This is a genomic window from Stenotrophomonas sp. 107298_Sma, from assembly GCF_056480345.1.
Genome location: NZ_CM151094.1, coordinates 3,741,180 through 3,757,651, shown reverse-complemented (window position 1 = coordinate 3,757,651; position 16,472 = coordinate 3,741,180). Strand labels below are relative to the sequence as shown.

At 67.4% G+C, this 16,472-nt stretch carries 13 protein-coding genes; 12 read left to right on the top strand and 1 reads right to left on the bottom strand.

Annotated features, from left to right (window positions below; translation table 11 throughout):
* Window positions 1-52: 52 nt before the first annotated feature.
* Window positions 53-2,476: a penicillin-binding protein 1A gene (locus tag ACZK2G_RS17520; RefSeq protein WP_478473977.1), complete on the bottom strand. Its 2,424-nt coding sequence runs from the start codon at window positions 2,474-2,476 to the stop codon at window positions 53-55.
* Between the two features lie 219 nt (window positions 2,477-2,695).
* Between ACZK2G_RS17520 and ACZK2G_RS17515 the strand changes: the two genes are divergently transcribed.
* From ACZK2G_RS17515 to ACZK2G_RS17460, 12 genes are all read left to right on the top strand, one after another.
* On the top strand, window positions 2,696-3,754 hold the full coding sequence (locus tag ACZK2G_RS17515) for a pilus assembly protein PilM (RefSeq protein WP_046984287.1): 1,059 nt from the start codon (window positions 2,696-2,698) through the stop codon (window positions 3,752-3,754).
* The gene (locus ACZK2G_RS17510) at window positions 3,754-4,626 is read left to right on the top strand and encodes a PilN domain-containing protein (protein WP_337302861.1); all 873 of its coding nucleotides are present in this window, start codon (window positions 3,754-3,756) and stop codon (window positions 4,624-4,626) included. Before ACZK2G_RS17515 ends, ACZK2G_RS17510 begins: the two co-directional genes overlap by 1 nt.
* The gene (locus ACZK2G_RS17505) at window positions 4,623-5,279 is read left to right on the top strand and encodes a type IV pilus inner membrane component PilO (protein ID WP_046984285.1); all 657 of its coding nucleotides are present in this window, start codon (window positions 4,623-4,625) and stop codon (window positions 5,277-5,279) included. Before ACZK2G_RS17510 ends, ACZK2G_RS17505 begins: the two co-directional genes overlap by 4 nt.
* A 26-nt stretch (window positions 5,280-5,305) precedes the next feature.
* Entirely contained in the window at window positions 5,306-5,809 is a 504-nt protein-coding gene (locus ACZK2G_RS17500) for a pilus assembly protein PilP (protein ID WP_046984284.1), read from the top strand.
* 21 nt (window positions 5,810-5,830) lie between these two features.
* Window positions 5,831-7,792: a type IV pilus secretin PilQ gene (locus tag ACZK2G_RS17495; RefSeq protein ID WP_478473975.1), complete on the top strand. Its 1,962-nt coding sequence runs from the start codon at window positions 5,831-5,833 to the stop codon at window positions 7,790-7,792.
* A 189-nt stretch (window positions 7,793-7,981) separates the two neighbouring features.
* Entirely contained in the window at window positions 7,982-9,007 is a 1,026-nt protein-coding gene (locus tag ACZK2G_RS17490; RefSeq protein WP_136639484.1) for an AAA family ATPase, read from the top strand.
* 8 nt (window positions 9,008-9,015) lie between these two features.
* A complete protein-coding gene (locus ACZK2G_RS17485) occupies window positions 9,016-9,945 on the top strand; it encodes a DUF58 domain-containing protein (RefSeq protein ID WP_136639483.1) in 930 nt (309 codons plus the stop codon).
* Window positions 9,942-10,391 carry a DUF4381 family protein gene (locus ACZK2G_RS17480; protein WP_136639482.1) on the top strand — a complete coding sequence of 150 codons (450 nt, stop codon included), beginning with the start codon at window positions 9,942-9,944 and terminating at the stop codon, window positions 10,389-10,391. Before ACZK2G_RS17485 ends, ACZK2G_RS17480 begins: the two co-directional genes overlap by 4 nt.
* Window positions 10,388-11,392, top strand: a complete 1,005-nt coding sequence (locus ACZK2G_RS17475) for a vWA domain-containing protein (protein WP_337302858.1) — start codon at window positions 10,388-10,390, stop codon at window positions 11,390-11,392. Before ACZK2G_RS17480 ends, ACZK2G_RS17475 begins: the two co-directional genes overlap by 4 nt.
* Window positions 11,389-13,224, top strand: a complete 1,836-nt coding sequence (locus ACZK2G_RS17470) for a tetratricopeptide repeat protein (RefSeq protein WP_478473973.1) — start codon at window positions 11,389-11,391, stop codon at window positions 13,222-13,224. The genes ACZK2G_RS17475 and ACZK2G_RS17470 overlap by 4 nt, the downstream gene beginning before the upstream one ends.
* On the top strand, window positions 13,221-14,936 hold the full coding sequence (locus ACZK2G_RS17465; protein ID WP_478473971.1) for a BatD family protein: 1,716 nt from the start codon (window positions 13,221-13,223) through the stop codon (window positions 14,934-14,936). Before ACZK2G_RS17470 ends, ACZK2G_RS17465 begins: the two co-directional genes overlap by 4 nt.
* Before the next feature lie 57 nt (window positions 14,937-14,993).
* Complete coding sequence (locus ACZK2G_RS17460) at window positions 14,994-16,313, top strand: dicarboxylate/amino acid:cation symporter (RefSeq protein ID WP_046984276.1); 1,320 nt, start codon at window positions 14,994-14,996, stop codon at window positions 16,311-16,313.
* Window positions 16,314-16,472: the final 159 nt, after the last annotated feature.

The following is a 16,472-nucleotide window of genomic DNA, read 5'->3' as shown; positions in this document are numbered from 1 at the left end:
TACCAGGGCAGCATCGGTGCCAACCCACGGTTGGCACCCATCGCCCCCTTCCTCAGAAGATATCGAAAGCGGCGGCGTCGGCCTGCGGCGTATTGAGGTTCAGGTCGTAGTCGGTCAGGCGGTCCATGTCTTCCACCTTCACCCACTCGGTGGCGCCATTGAGGGTGGCCTGCACCATGCCGCTGGGCGGGTCGTTCTGCGCGATCGGGGTGTCCTTCAGCGCGGTGCGCATGTAGTCGATCCAGATCGGCAGGGCGGCCTTGCCACCGTATTCGCGGTAGCCCAGCGAGCGGAAGTCGTCGCGGCCCACCCACACGGTGGTCACGTACGGGCCGCCGAAGCCGGAGAACCAGGCATCGCGGTGGTCGTTGGTGGAGCCGGTCTTGCCGCCTACGTCCTCGCGGCCGAGTACCTTGGCCTGAGCACCGGTACCGCGCTGGACCACGTCGCGCATCATCGACACCAGCTGGTAGGCGGTGCGGGCGTCGATCGCGCGCGGGGCGGTGCGTGCATCCGGGTTGACCGGTGCGGCCGGGGTTTCGGGCTTGGCTTCGGCCTTTGCCGCAGCGGCCGGGTCCACCTTCGGGGCCGGGGCGCCGAAGTTGAAGCCGTCCACCACCTGGTTGACCGGCTGGCCGCTGCTGCCGGCGCAGTCGCGGCATGCCATTGCCGGGTTTTCCTTGAACACCAGATTGCCGTCGCGGTCGTTCACCTGGTCGATCAGCCAGGTGTCCACGCGCGAGCCGCCGTTGGCGAACACGGCATAGCCACGGGCTACCGACAGCGGAGTCAGCGAGGCGGTACCCAGCGACATCGACAGGTTCGGCGGCAGCTCCGACTCGGCAAAACCAAATTCACTGATGTACTTGCGCGCGTAATCCACGCCCATGCCATCGAGCAGTCGCACCGAAACCAGGTTGCGTGACTGCACCAGCGCTTCGCGCAGGCGCATCGGGCCGCGGAAGCCGCCGCCGTCGTTCTGCGGGGCCCAGGTCTTGCCGCGGCGGTCGCGGAACACAACCGGGGCGTCGAGCACGATCGAGGCCGGGTTGTAGCCCTTGTCGAAGGCGGCCGCATAGACGAACGGCTTGAAGCTCGAACCCGGTTGGCGACGGGCCTGGGTGGCGCGGTTGAACTTGTTGCCGGAGAAGCTGAAGCCACCGACCAGCGCTTTCAGCGCGCCGCTGTGGGCATCCAGCGAAACCAGTGCGGACTGGCCGCGCGGCAGCTGGTCCAGCAGCCATTCGCCCTCCTTGGCACCGGCGCGCACGCGCACGATGTCGCCGCGCTGCACCAGCTTGGCCGGGCTCTTGTTGGCCCACTTGGCGGCGCCGGCCGGCAGCACGATCTCGCTGCGATTGGCCAGCACCACGGTGGCGCTGCCGTCGGCGCCGGTGCTGGCAACGATGGCCGGCAGCAGGCCGGCCTGGCCGAACATGCCGCGCAGGTGCTCAGCCAGGGCCGCGGCATCATCGCCGGCGCCCAACTGAACCTGCTTCTCCACGCCGTGCCAGCCGTGGCGATGGTCGTACAGCAGCAGGCCGTCGCGCACCGACTGGTTGGCGGCGGTCTGCAGGGTCGCATCGATGGTGGTGGTGACGTGGTAACCCTTGTTGACCACATCGCCGCCGAAGCGGGCGATCATTTCCTGGCGCACCAGCTCGGCCACGTACGGGGCATCGACCTGGACCGGCGGCTCATGCGCGGTGGCGTGCATCGGCACGGCCTTCGCCGCATCGGCCTCGGCCTGGCTGACGAACTTCAGGTCGGCCATGCGCTGCAGCACGTAGTTGTCGCGGCGCTGGCGGGCACGTTCCGGGTTGGAGATCGGGTTGCCCGAAGACGGGAACTTGGGGATGCCGGCCAGCGAGGCCATTTCATCCAGGTCCAGCTCGCCCAGCTTCTTGCCGTAGTAGAACTCGGCGGCGGCGGCCACACCGTAGGCGCGGTTGCCGAAGAAGCTCTTGTTCAGGTACAGCTCGAAGATCTCGTCCTTGCTCAGCTCCGACTCGATCTTCCGTGCCAGCAGGATCTCGGCCAGCTTGCGGGTGTAGCTGTACTCGGAGCTGAGGAAGAACTGGCGGGCGACCTGCTGGGTGATGGTGGAGCCACCGGGTACGCGCTTGTCGCTGGTGGTGGCCAGCAGCCATACGGCACGGCCGATGCCCATGTAGTCGACGCCGCCATGCTCGTAGAAGCGGGCATCCTCGGTGGCCAGGAACGCCTGCTTCAGGCGCTCGGGCACATCCTTCATGGTGATCGGGGTGCGCCGGGTCTCGCCGAACACCGCCATCAGCTTGCCGTCGGCAGCGTAGACGTACATCGGCTCCTGCATTTCCACGTCGCGCAGTGTCTGCACGTCGGGAAGCTTGGAGGAAACGGCATAGTACAGACCGCCTACGGCGGCCGCGCCGATCAGCGCCAGGACCAGGACAATCAGGAAGATCCAGCGCAGCCAGCGGCGGAGTCGAGTCATCGGGTTCAGATTCCGATTGCGAATTTCGTGGTCGCAGAGTATAGATTACGCAAGGTGGCGGCTGGGGTCGTCGCCGGGGAGCGCAAAGGGAACAGTCAGGGGCTGCATGGTGAATCCGTGAGGGACTTCACAGCAGGGCCGTTGCCATTTGCTAAGAATACGTTATTAATGCTCGGGCGCAGGTCTTGCGTCCAAGTGCCCGTCGGCAGGGGAGAAACCGTGGGGCTCATCCCAAAAAGTCAGTCGCCGCTTGTAGGCGTCGACATCAGTTCGACTGCGGTAAAGCTTTTGCAGCTGTCCCGCAGTGGCAACCGTTTTCGTGTGGAACATTACGCTGTGGAACCTCTGCCGCCGAATGCGGTGGTGGAGAAGAACATCGTGGAAGTGGAGGCCGTGGGTGAGGCCATCCGCCGCGCGATGAGCCGCTCGGGGAGCAAGGCCAAGCTGGCCGCTGCTGCCGTCGCCGGGTCGGCGGTGATCACCAAGGTGATCCCGATGCCGGCCGAGCTCGACGAAAACGACATGGAAGCCCAGATCGAGCTGGAAGCGGTCAACTACATTCCATATCCGATCGAGGAAGTGAACCTGGACTTCGAGGTGATCGGGGCGATCCCGAACAACCCGGAGATGGTCCAGGTGCTGCTGGCCGCGTCGCGTTCGGAAAACGTTGAACTGCGCCAGTCGGCGCTGGAGCTGGGTGGCCTGCAGGCCAAAGTGATGGACGTGGAGGCCTTTGCGGTCGAGAACGCGTATGCCCTGGTCGCCAGCGAGCTGCCCGTGTCCATCGAGGGCGTGGTCGCGCTGGTCGACATCGGTGCCACCATGACCACCCTCAATGTCCTGCGTGGTGGCCGCAGCCTGTACAGCCGCGAACAGGTGTTCGGTGGCAAGCAGCTGACCGACGAGATCATGCGCCGCTATGGCCTGAGCTACGAGGAAGCGGGCCTGGCCAAGCGCCAGGGCGGGCTGCCGGAAAGCTACGAGATGGAAGTGCTGGAGCCGTTCAAGGAAGCCACGGTCCAGCAGATCAGTCGCCTGCTGCAGTTCTTCTATGCGGGCAGCGAATTCAACCGCGTCGATCACATCGTGCTGGCCGGAGGCTGCGCCGTGCTCGGTGGCCTGCCGGAAATGGTCGAAGAGCAGCTGGGCGTGCCGACCGTGATCGCCAACCCGCTGGCACAGATGACCCTGGGCCCGAAGGTGAACGCACATGCGCTGGCCCAGGATGCCCCCGCGCTGATGATCGCCACCGGTCTGGCGCTGAGGAGCTTCGACTGATGGCGCGCATCAATCTATTGCCCTGGCGCGCCGAGCGGCGCAAGCAACGCCAGCGCGAGTTCTACGCAATGCTGGGCATGGCCGCGATTGGTGGCCTGCTGCTGTCGCTGGTGATCTGGTTCTACTACGACCGCCAGGTGAGCGGCCAGATGGACCGCAACGCCTATCTGGAAGCCGAGATCGAGAAGGTCAAGGAACAGAACAAGGAGATCGACCGCCTCGACGCCCAGAAGGATCGCCTGCTGGCGCGCAAGAAGGTGATCGAGGAACTGCAGGCCAAGCGCTCGCAGATGGTCCACCTGTTCGACGCGCTGGTGCGCACCATTCCTGACGGCGTGGTACTGACCGCGCTGCAGCAGGAGGGCGACATGCTCACCCTTGAAGGCCGGACCCAGTCCAATGCACGCGTGTCGGCGTACATGCGCAACCTGGAAACCTCCGGCTGGATGACCAATCCGGAACTGTCGATCATCCAGGCCAGTGCTGCGGACAAGAACGCGACCGGCCCGGTGTCTGACATCAAGGCGCTGCCGTACATGTTCAAGGTCACGGTGAAGCTGCCTGCGCAGAGCGAAGAGACCGGCACGCCCGGCTTGAATGCCGATGGCAGCGTGGCGGCCGCACCAGCGGCAGTGCCTGCCGTGGCACCGCTTGCTGCAGGCCCGGACGCGGCAGCTTCGGCCGCAGCACCGGCAGCATCCCAGCCGGCCCCGGCCCCGGCCCCGGCCCAACCGGCCCCGGCGGCTGCACCGGCCGCCGCGCCGGCCAAGCCGAACCAGCCGGCCGCACCGGCACCGGCCAAGCCTGAGGGCAGCCGCCTTGCGCAGCCGCCGCAGGCCTCCAACGCCCCGTTGCAGGGGGACCGCGCATGAGCCAGAAAATCGATCTGAAGAACCTGGATTTCAACGACATCGGCAACTGGCCGCAGAAGGCCAAGATCGTCTTCTGCTCGTTGCTGGCGCTGGTCATCATGTTCGTTGCCTGGATGCTGCTGATCAGCGGCAAGCGCGACGAACTGTCCAGCCTTGAGTCGAGGGAAGGCGACCTGCGCACCGAGTTCACCAAGCAGCAGGAACGCGCGGTGAACCTGGGCCCGCTCAAGCAGCAGCTGGCACAGATGGAGCAGGTGCTGCAGCAGATGTTGCGGCAGCTGCCCAGCAAGACCGAAATGCCGGACCTGATCATCGACATCTCGCAGACGGCGCTGTCCAGCGGCCTGACCAGCCAGCTGTTCGAGCCGGAGCAGGAGCAGGTCAAGGAGTTCTACGCCGAGAAGCCGATCAAGCTGAAGATGGTGGGCAGTTACCACCAGTTCGGCGCCTTCGTCAGTGGCGTGGCCTCGTTGCCGCGGGTGGTGATCCTGACCATGCACGACATCAATCTGAAACCGGCGGACAAGACCGGTGGCGGTGCCCGTGCGGGCGCGCTGGAACTGTCCGGCACGGTCAAGACCTATCGCTACCTGGACGAGACCGAGGTCCAGGAACAGCAGAAGGCTGAAGCTGGCAAGGAGGACAAGAAGTGACGCGTTCCTTCTTTGCACGCTGTGGGATGGTTGCCGCGGTGCTGCTGCTGGCAGCCTGTGGCCGTGGCGTGACCAGCACGCCGGGCGATGCGCCGAACCTGGAAAAGTGGGTGGAGGGCGAGCGTGCCCGGCCGGCACAGCCGCTGGAGCCGCTGCCGGTGATGCAGCAGTTCGAGACCTTCGAGTACTCCGCGCAGGGCCTGCGCGATCCGTTTACCGATGCCTGGACCAATCCGCAGGGGAGCGGTGGGTTGCGGCCGGATCCGAACCGGCGCAAGGAGCCGCTGGAAGGCTTCCCGCTGGACGCACTGGACATGGTCGGTACCATCGGCACCGGCAGCGGTACCGTTGCGCTGGTGATGGGGCCGGACAAGGTGACCTACCGGGTACGCCCGGGTGGCTACCTGGGGCAGAGCGACGGACGGGCCACGGCGGTCTTCGAGGACCGCGTGGAGCTGATCGAACTGGTGCCGGATGGCGCGGGTGGCTGGCTGGAACGGCCGGCAACGCTCTCGCTTGAAGATCAATGATCGTTTACTGGGGATAGCACGATGACCTTTCACCAAGCCAAGGGGCTGCGTCCCATCCGGCGCTCTACCTTGAACCGTGTCAGCGCGTTGGGAGTCGCGCTGATGCTGGCCTGCGCTCCGGCGCTGGCCGCCGCACCGGCAGAGAAGCCGGTGGGCACCACCGTGGCACCGGCCGCGGCGCCGGCCGGCCTGTCGGTCGCCAAGATCGATTTCAAGCGGGGCGATGATGGCGCGGGGCGCCTGATCGTCCAGTTCGATGGCCAGGGCGCGATCCCAGACCTGCGTACGCAGGGCAACAGCGTGGTGGTTGATGTCGGCAATGCCCGCCTGCCGGCCAACCTGCAGAAGCCGATGAACGTCATCGACTTTGCTACGCCGGTGCAACGCATCGACGCCAAGCCGTCCGGGGCCGGTACCCAGCTGGTGCTGAGCACCGGCGGTGCGGTCGAATCGCTGGCCTACCAGAGCGGCAACGAGTACGTGGTCGAGATCAGCCCGCGGCAGGCCCCGGCCGCCGTCGGTGCGGTTACTGCCGGCAGCGTGACCCAGGCCGCCAAGGCCGTCGGCCAGCGCGGCTTCACCGGCAAGCCGGTGACCTTCAACTTCCAGGACGTGCCGGTGCGCACCGTGCTGCAGTTGATCGCCGAAGAGTCCAACCTCAACGTGGTGGCGTCCGATTCGGTGCAGGGCAATGTGACCCTGCGCCTGGTGAATGTGCCGTGGGACCAGGCGCTGGACATCGTGCTGCGCGCCAAGGGCCTGGACAAGCGTCGCGACGGCAGCGTGATCTGGGTGGCGCCGCAGGCCGAACTGGCCAAGTTCGAGCAGGAGAAGGAAGACGCGCGCATCGCCATCGAGAACCGCGAGGACCTGGTCACCGACTACGTCCAGATCAACTACCACAGCGCCACCCAGATCTTCAAAGCACTGACCGAAGCCAAGGGCATCGGCGGCGGTGGCGGTGGTGGCGCAGGTGGCGGTGGGTCGTCGCAGGAGGAAAGTGGCTTCCTGTCCGGCCGTGGCCGCATCGTCGCCGACGAGCGCACCAACACGCTGATGATCAGCGACATTCCGAAGAAGATCGCGCGGATGCGTGAGCTGATCAGCGTGATCGACCGCCCGGTCGACCAGGTGCTGATCGAAAGCCGCATCGTCATCGCCACCGATACGTTCGCACGTGAGCTGGGTGCGCGGTTCGGCATCAGCGGCAGCCGCGACAATGCCTACTTCAGTGGCAATCTGGAAGCCAACCGCGATACCCGCAAGTCGCAGGTCGAAGCCGATGCGGCCAATGCCAAGGCGTACCGCGACTGGCTGGCCGGCGGCAGCACCGGTCCGGCGCCGGTGCCGGTGGGTTCGGCGATCACCCGTGGCCTGAACTGGGCCATGCCGGCGGCATCGACCAACCCGGCAGGCTCGCTGGCACTGTCGATCCTCAATGCCGGCTACCTGCTGGACGTGGAGTTGTCGGCCATGCAGGAAGAGTCGCGTGGCGAAGTGATCTCCAACCCACGCGTGGTCACCACCAACCAGCGCGAGGCCCTGATCAAGCAGGGTAAGGAAATCGGCTACGTGACCATCAGTGCCGGTGCGGGTGGTGTCGCCACGCCGAATGTGCAGTTCAAGGAAGTGGTGCTGGAGCTGAAGGTCACCCCGACCATCACCAACGACAACCGCGTGTTCCTCAACATGCAGGTGAAGAAGGATGAAGTGGATCGGCTGATCCAGCTGGAAGGCTACGGTACCGTGCCGTCGATCAACCGCCGCGAGGTCAATACCGCCGTGCTGGTCGAGGATGGGCAGACCGTGGTCATTGGTGGCGTGTACGAGTTCACCGATCGCAACAGCATCAGCAAGGTCCCGTTCCTGGGTGACGTCCCGTTCCTCGGCAACCTGTTCAAGAAGCGTGGCCGCAGCAAGGACAAGGCCGAGCTGCTGGTGTTCGTGACCCCGAAGGTGCTGCGCGTGGCCAAGCAGAACTGAGCCATCGCAACCGGCAACACGAAGAGGGCCGCCCTGTGCGGCCCTTCTTCGTTTGGCCCCCCGTTCACGCATATGGCCGGTAGATCCACGCCATGCGTGGATGCTGTTCAGCCGTTCTTGATGCCATTCGCAGGGCACCCTGCGATGATGTCGGGAACCCGTGCCGTCCTGCGCCGGTCAAAGGCCCCCATGAACCTGCCACCGCCGATGCCCGAAACCGTCTCGCCGCCGCCCGCGCCGGCCATCTCCCGCCTGCATGCCGCTTTCAGCCAGCTGCGCGACGCATTGTCGGCCGAGATCGTCGGCCAGGCCGCGCTGGTCGAACGCCTGTTGATCGCGCTGCTGGCCGACGGTCACCTGCTGGTGGAAGGCGCCCCCGGTCTGGCCAAGACCACTGCCATCCGCGCGCTGGCCGCGCGCCTGGAAGCCGACTTCGCCCGCGTACAGTTCACCCCGGACCTGTTGCCGGCCGACCTGACCGGTACCGAGATCTGGCGCCCGCAGGAAGGCCGCTTCGAATTCGTGCCCGGCCCGATCTTCCACCCGATCCTGCTGGCCGATGAAATCAACCGCGCACCGGCCAAGGTGCAGTCGGCATTGCTGGAAGCGATGGGTGAGCGTCAGGTCACCGTGGGCCGCCACACCTACGCGTTGCCGTCTCTGTTCCTGGTGATGGCCACGCAGAACCCGATCGAGCAGGAAGGCACCTTCCCGCTGCCAGAAGCACAGCTGGATCGCTTCCTGATGCACGTGCGCATCGGCTACCCGGACCAGGCAGCCGAGTCGCAGATCCTGCGCCTGGCCCGCGAGCGCGCCCGTGGCGCGCTGGGCGAGTCGGCACCGGTACCGGAAAAGCTGCCGATGCAGGATGTGTTCGATGCCCGCCGTGAAGTGCTGGACCTGCACATGGCGCCGGCGCTGGAACGCTACCTGATCGAACTGGTGCTGGCCTCGCGTGATCCTTCGCGCTATGACGCCGGCCTCGGCCGCCGCATCGCCTGGGGTGCGAGCCCGCGTGGCTCCATCGCACTGGAGCGCTGCGCGCGTGCGCGCGCCTGGTTGGCGGGCCGCGACTTCGTCACCCCCGATGATGTGCGCGCGGTGGCCGCCGACGTGCTGCGCCATCGCGTGCTGCCCAGCTACGAAGCCACCGCAGAAGGCTGGGACGGCGAGCGCCTGGTGCAGGAACTGCTGGCACGGGTGCCGGCACCCTGAGCCTGCGCATGATCGATCCATCCCTGGAACCCACATCCAACGTCAGCGATGGCGACGGGCTGCGGCCGCAGCTGTCCGAGCTGGTGGCGCTGCGCCGCCTTGCACAGCGGCCCCCGCCGCCGCGACGCGGCCGCGCCGGCAATGCCGGGCAGGCGCCGTCACCGCTGCGCGGACGTGGCATGGAATATGCCGAGTCACGCGAGTACGTGGCCGGTGACGACGCGCGGCATATCGACTGGCGGGTGACCGCGCGCACCGGGCGCGCCCACACCAAGCTGTTCCAGGCCGAGCGCGAACGCGTCAGCCTGATCGTGGCCGATACTTCACCGGCGCTGTATTTTGGCACCCGTGTACGCTTCAAGTCGGTGCAGGCCGCACGCGCCGGGGCTGTCGCCGCGTGGTCAGCGCAGCGTCGCGGCGACCGCGTGGGCGCCCTGCGTGGCAGTGATCGTGAGTCGCCCATCGCACCCGCAGGCGGGCCGCGCGGCGTGCTGCGCGTGCTCGATGCGCTTACCCGCTGGTATGCGCAACCACCCGCGGACGATCTCGGTTTGGAGCGCGCGCTGGATCATGCGGCGCGCGTGCTGCGCCCGGGTGCGCGCATGCTGGTGCTGGCCGATCCGCAGCAGGCCATCCGTATTCCGCCGGCGCGCTGGAGCGCGCTGGCCCAGCATCACGACCTCAGCCTGGTGCTGCTGGTCGATCCGCTGGAGCTGCAGCCGCCATCGGCCGCGCTGCAGTTCCAGACGCTGCAGCAGCGCATTGGCCTCGACCTGCGCCGCAGCGAGGTTCAGGCGCATTGGCAGGCGCATTTCGTTGAACCGCTGCAGGAGCTGCGGCGTCAGCTCGGTGCGCGCCGTGTCGACGTGCAGGTGCTGTCCACCGATGCGCCCAGCGATGCCTGGCTGGCACCGTCGCCGACCGAGGTGCCGGCATGAGCGCCAACCTGCCGCTGCGCGATGTGCAGCTGCCACCGCCACCATCATGGTGGCCACCGGCACCGGGCTACCTGATGATCGGCAGCGCGTTGCTGCTGGTGCTGTTGGTGGTGGCTGTGCTGGGGTGGCGCCGCCGCCGTCGTCACCAGCGCTGGTTGCAGCTGTTCGACCAGGAGTTGGCTGCCAGCCACGACGCCGCTGCGGAACTGGCGGCCATTGCGGGACTGCTGCGGCGTGCCGCCCGCCATGCGCGTCCGGGCAGCGAGTCGCTGCGTGATGAGGCCTGGTGGCAGCGCGTGGATCCGCAGGGCACATTGCCGGAAGCACGCCGAAGCCTGTTGGCCGAAGGTGCCTATCGCCCACGCGTGGACGTCAACGAGGTGGCCGCAGTGCGCCGCTGGGCGCGCGAACGCTACCTGGCGCTGCTGCTGGAGCGCCGCCGATGAATGTGCTGGCGAGTTACTGGCCGTGGCCGGACCTGCAGCTGGCGTGGCCGCTGGCGTTGCTGGCGCTGCCGCTGCCATTGCTGATGCATTGGTGGAAACGCCGTGCCGATTCGGGCGCGGCGCTGCGCGTGCCGTATGCGGCCACTGAACTGGAAGCGCTGGCCGGTGGCGGCCGCGTAGATGTGTCATGGCTGCGCACGCTGCTGCTGTGGCTGGGCTGGTGCGCGTTGTGCGTGGCGCTGGCGCGTCCGCAGCAGTTGGGTGAGGCGATCACGCCGCCGCAGGAAGGCCGGCAGATGATGCTGGCGATGGACGTGTCCGGCAGCATGGGCGAAGGCGATATGGTGCTGGGCGGACAGGCGGTTGATCGCCTCACCGCAGCCAAGGCCGTGCTGGCCGACTTCCTTGACCGTCGAGCTGGCGACCGCATCGGCCTGCTGGTGTTCGGTGACCGCGCTTACACGCTGACGCCACTGACCGCCGACCTGGCCAGCGTGCGCGACCAGCTGCGCGACAGCGTGGTCGGCCTGGCCGGCCGCGAGACGGCCATTGGCGACGCCATCGGCCTGGCGGTGAAGCGGCTGCGCAGCCAACCCGAAGGCCAGCGCGTGCTTATCCTGCTGACCGATGGCGTGAGCAATGCCGGCGTGCTGGAACCGCTGCGCGCGGCCGAGGTGGCGCGCGCGGAAGGCGTGCGCATCCACACCGTGGCCTTTGGCGGTGACGGCAGCATGCGCCTGTTTGGTATTCCGATTTCCGCCGACCAGGATCCGGTCGACGAAGCGACGTTGAAGAAGATCGCCAACATGACCGGCGGCCAGTTCTTCCGCGCACGTGACACTGCACAGCTGGCCGGCATCTATGCCGAGCTGGACCGGTTGGAGCCGATCGCGGCGAAGGGTCCGAGCCTGCGCCCGCGCGAGGAACGCTATGCGTGGCCGCTGGGCCTGGCCTTGCTGCTGGGCGCATTGGCCTGGTTGTGGCCGGAGCGTCGCCGATGATCGCGTTTGCTTCGAATTTTCCTGACTGGAACGCGCTGCACTTCCTGCGTCCGGAATGGCTGTGGGCGTTGCTGGCGCTGCCGCTGATCCTCGCGGTGGCGTTGTACCGGCAGCGGCGCAGCGACGTGTGGCGGCACGCGGTGGATGCGCACCTGCTGCCGCATCTGCTGGCGGCGGGCACCCGTCGTCGTGCGCGCCTGCCGTGGGCGCTGCTGCTGGGCTGGACGCTGGCTGTGTTGGCGATGGCCGGGCCAAGCTGGCGCCAGCAGGCGCAACCGATGTTCCAGGCCAGCGCACCGTTGCTGGTGGTGCTGGACCTGTCCAGCCGAATCACTGCCACCGACCTGCCACCCTCGCGCCTGCTGCAGGCGCGGGCCAAGGTGGGTGAGCTCCTGCGCGCGCGCCAGGGCGGGCAGGTCGGCCTGGTGGTGTACGCCGACGACGCTTACACCGTGGCGCCGCTGACCGATGACGGAAGCAATGTCGCGCTGTACCTGGATGCCTTGTCGCCCGATGTGATGCCACGTGATGGCCAGCGCGCCGACCGTGGCATCGACTGGGCGACCCGGCTGATGCGGCAGATCGGTGCATTGCGCGGGCAGATCCTGCTGGTGACCGACCAGGCCGACGGCGAAGCCGGATTGGCCGCAGCACAGGCCCGCGGTCTGGGCATGCAGGTGTCGGTGCTGGGCCTGGGTACGCCAGCCGGTGCGGCCTATCGCGACGGCAGTGGTCAGATCCGCCAGGCCGCACTGGACGAAGCCAGCCTGCGCGCGGTGGCCACGGCCGGCGGCGGACGCTATGCGCGCATTGCCGCCGATGACAACGATCTGCGTGCGTTGGGCGTGCTCGATGTGCGTGAGGGCACGACGGCGGAACGACCGGGCGAGGGCAGGCAATGGCGTGATGAAGGTTTCTGGCTGCTGCCGCCCCTGATGCTGCTGGCGCTGTTGGCGTTCCGTCGCCGTGCATTGCTGGCTGCCGTACTGGCAGTGGGCCTGCTGCCATGGATGGGCGAGGTGCAGGCGCAGGCGCCGTCGGCCGCCACGCCGCAGCCGATACAGGGCACGCTGTGGAAGCGCAGCGACCAGCTGCAGCATCAGCGCCTGGCCGACGGCGTGCAGGCGTACCGCAATGGCGACTTCGCCAGTGCGCGCAAGCAGTTCGAGGGCATCGACAACGATGCCGGTTGGTACAACCTGGCCAACGCACTGGCACGCCAGGGCAACTACGACGAAGCCATTGCCGCCTACGATCGCGCATTGGCGCTGCATCCGGGCATGGCCGATGCGGTGGCCAACCGTGCGGTGGTCGATGCCGCGCGCAAGCGCAAGTCATCCGGTGGCCAAGGCCAGGATCAGCAGAAGCCACAGCAGAGCGGCCAGCAGAAGCAGAACGATTCGCAGGGCAAGCAGAATCCGCAGGGCCAGCAGCCGCAGCAGGGCCAGCAGAATCCCGGCCAGGGCCAGCCGCAGTCGGGCCAGCAGGGCCAGCCCAAGCCGGATGACGCCAAAGCGCAGCCGAACCCGCAGCCCGGCGAGCGTGGCCGCGATGGCCAGCAGCCACCGCCGCAGGTAGAAGATGCCAAGGCGCAGGCACAGGCCGATGAACAGCAGCGCCAACGCATGCAGCAGGCGATGCAGCAGGCACGCGAGGGCAAGGCCGACAAGGACGGCAAACCGGTACCGGGCAGCGATGGCGCCACGCCACGCCAGCGCGAGGAGCAACAGGCGGTGGAGGCGTGGATGCGGCGTGTGCCGGATGATCCGGGCGCGTTGCTGCGGGCCAAGTTCCAGCTGGAAAACGAACGCAGGAAGAAGGAAGGGCGATGACGCGGGCGATGAACATGCATGGGCGCTGGCCGCTGCGGGTACTGGCGGCACTGCTGCTGTGGCTGCCGCTGCTGGCGTGGGCGCAGCCGCGCGCCTGGCTCGACCGCGACCGTGTTGCTATGGGCGATACGGTCACCCTCAACGTCGAGAGTGACCAGGGCGCACCCGACTTCAACCCGCTGCGTACCGACTTCGACCTCAGCGGACAGACCAGCAGCCGCCAGGTGGAGTGGAGCAACGGCGCCATGCAGCAGCGCAATCTGTACGGCGTGGCGCTGACGCCGCGTCGCAGTGGTGCGCTGGTCATTCCCGGCCTGCAGGTAGGCAGCACGCGGACCGCGCCGCTGACCCTGCAGGTGGACGCCGCCACCGTTGCCGGTCCCGACAGCAACGCGATGGCCTTCATCGAAACCGTTGTCGATGATCAGACGCCCTACGTGCAGCAGAGCGTAGGCGTGGTGGTGCGGCTGTACTTCGCCTCGCAGCTGGCGTCCGGCGAACTGGTGCTGGATACACCGGCCGGCGCGTCGTTGCAGCGGGTGGGCGACGACCGTACCGACGTGCGCCAGGTCAACGGCCGCCGTTACAACGTGGTCGAGCGCCGCTTCCTGCTGATCCCCGAACGCAGCGGGGCACTGCGGCTGGCCGGTGCGCGCTTCAACGGGCGTAGTGCCGGTGGGTTCTTCGATGATTTCTTCGGCGGCGGCGATGGCCGCATGAATGCCACCGGCGCCGACCGCACCCTGCAGGTGCAGGCCCAGCCGGCACAGGCGCCGCAGCCGTGGCTGCCGCTGCAGAGCCTGCAGCTGCGCTACACCAGTGCGCCGACCAGTGCGCGCAGCGGGGAAGCCGCCAACATCGTGGTCGAAGCGATTGCCGAAGGCGCGACCCGCGCGCAGTTCACCGATCTGCCGGTGCCCGAGGTCGGCAGCAACGCGCAGGTCTTCGCCGAGCCTGCGCAGTATGAGGAGACCTTCAACGGCAGTACGCCGCGGCTGAAGATCACCCGCCGCTATTCGATCGTGCCGCGCCAGCCGGGTTCGCTGGTGGTGCCGGGGCCGCGCCTGCCGTGGTGGGACGTGCGCAATGGCAAGGCACAGGAAGCGCGCCTGCCGGACCTGACGCTTGCCGTCGCAGCGGGCAACGGCGGAAGCAATGCGTCGCCTGCGCCCTTGCCACCGATCGACACCGATGCGGCGTTGCCCGGTGCCGATGGACAGGACAGCCGCATCGCGGCGACCGATCCGCGCGCCAGTGGCCTGTCCGAACGGCCCTGGCCGTGGGTGGGGGCTGTCATCGGCCTGGCGTTGCTGTGGCTGCTGACCCTGCTGTGGGGGTGGCAGCGTGGCCGTCGCCCGCGCGTGGCGGCGCCGCTGGCGGGCCGCTCGGCTGTGCCGGTTGTGGCGAGCGGACGTGCTGGTCTGGCCGAACTGCGCCGCGCGCTGGATGGCGAAGGTTTCGAGCAGGTTGAAGCGCAACTGTGTGCGATGGCCGGTGTCGAACGTATCGAGCAGGTCATCGACCGCCTGGCCGAGCCGGCCCAGCGTCAGGTGCTGCAGGACCTGCAGCAGGCACGCTGGGGCGGGCAGGGCGACCTGGCGTCGCTGCGTACCCGCCTGCGCGAGGCCTTCCGTGACGGACCGCACTGGTCGGCGGCTGCGGGCACCGCTGACACTGGCCTTGCGCCGCTGTATCCGCCACGGCGAACCTGAACCAGCGCCGCTTGCGCGCTTTGTTAGAGTGCATTCATTTTTCGAGGAAACCCCCGTATGACAGCAGCTGCTGCCGACAAGAAGAAGTTGCCCCTGCATTGGAAGATGGGCATCGGCTTCGCGATCGGCCTGGTCCTGGGACTGATCGTGCACGCCCTGGGTGGCAGCGTCGATGGTCTGCAGGCCGGTGCCAAATGGGTAATGGACTACATCACCACCCCGGCTTCGGGCCTGTTCCTCAACCTGATCTTCATGCTGATCGTGCCGCTGATCTTCTCGGCGCTGATCATGGGTGTGTCGGAGATGGGCGACATCCGCGCCCTTGGCCGCATCGGCTGGAAGACGCTGGCCTACACCGTGCTGCTGTCTGGCATTGCAGTGGGTATCGGCCTGGTTCTGGTCAACCTGCTCAAGCCCGGTGCCGGCGTCGACCCGCAGGTCGCGGCGATGATGCTGTCGGAGAACGCCGAGCGCAGCAAGGAGATCGTTGCTGGCATCCATGGCACGCCGAAGGGCATGGACATGCTGCTGTCTATCGTGCCGAGCAACGTGCTGCAGGCCGCGTCCGACAATGGCGCGATCCTGTCGCTGATGTTCTTTGCGCTGATGTTCGGCATCGGCATGGTGCTGACCGACAACGAGAAGGTCGCTCCGTTGCGCCGCGCCATCGAAGGCGTGTTCGAAATCTCGATGACCCTGATCAACCTGGTCATCCGCCTGGCGCCGTACGCGGTGGCCTGCTTCATGTTCAACCTGGCCGCACTGTTCGGCTTCGAGCTGATCATCCGCCTGGGCGCCTACGTGGGCGTGGTGGTGCTGGCACTCGGCCTGCACATGGTGGTGACCTACGGTACGGCCGTTTGGCTGTCCGGCCGTTCGCCGCTGTCGTTCTTCCGTGATACCCAGGAAGCCACGGTGATGGCGTTCTCCACCGCCTCCAGCAATGCCACCCTGCCGACCGCGCTGCGCGTGGCCGACCAGATGGGCCTGCCGCAGCGGGTGTCGCGCTTCGTGCTGACCGTGGGTGCCACCGCCAACCAGAACGGCACCGCGCTGTTCGAGGGCGTGACAGTGATCTTCCTGGCCCAGTTCTTTGGCGTGGACCTGAGCATCGGCCAGCAGATCATGGTGATGGCCGTCTGCATCCTCGGTGGCATCGGCACCGCCGGCGTACCGTCCGGCTCGCTGCCGGTGGTGGCGATGATCTGCGCGATGGTCGGCGTGAACCCGCTGGGCATCGGCCTGATCCTGGGCGTGAACCACTTCCTGGACATGTGCCGTACCGCGCTGAACGTCACCGGTGACCTGGCCCTGACCACGCTGGTGGCCAAGGGTGAAGGCCACGACGGCCCGGCGCTGACACCGCACAAGGACTGATTCGGGAGCCACTGCTGGCGACCTGATCGGGGTCGGATCCCTTTCCGCAAGGAAAGGGATCCGACCCCTTTTCACATGCGGAATCCGGCGGAGATCATGAAGTGCCGGCCAGCGGCCGGCACCTACCAGGCACGTTGGACTGACCCCCGCCCGACGACT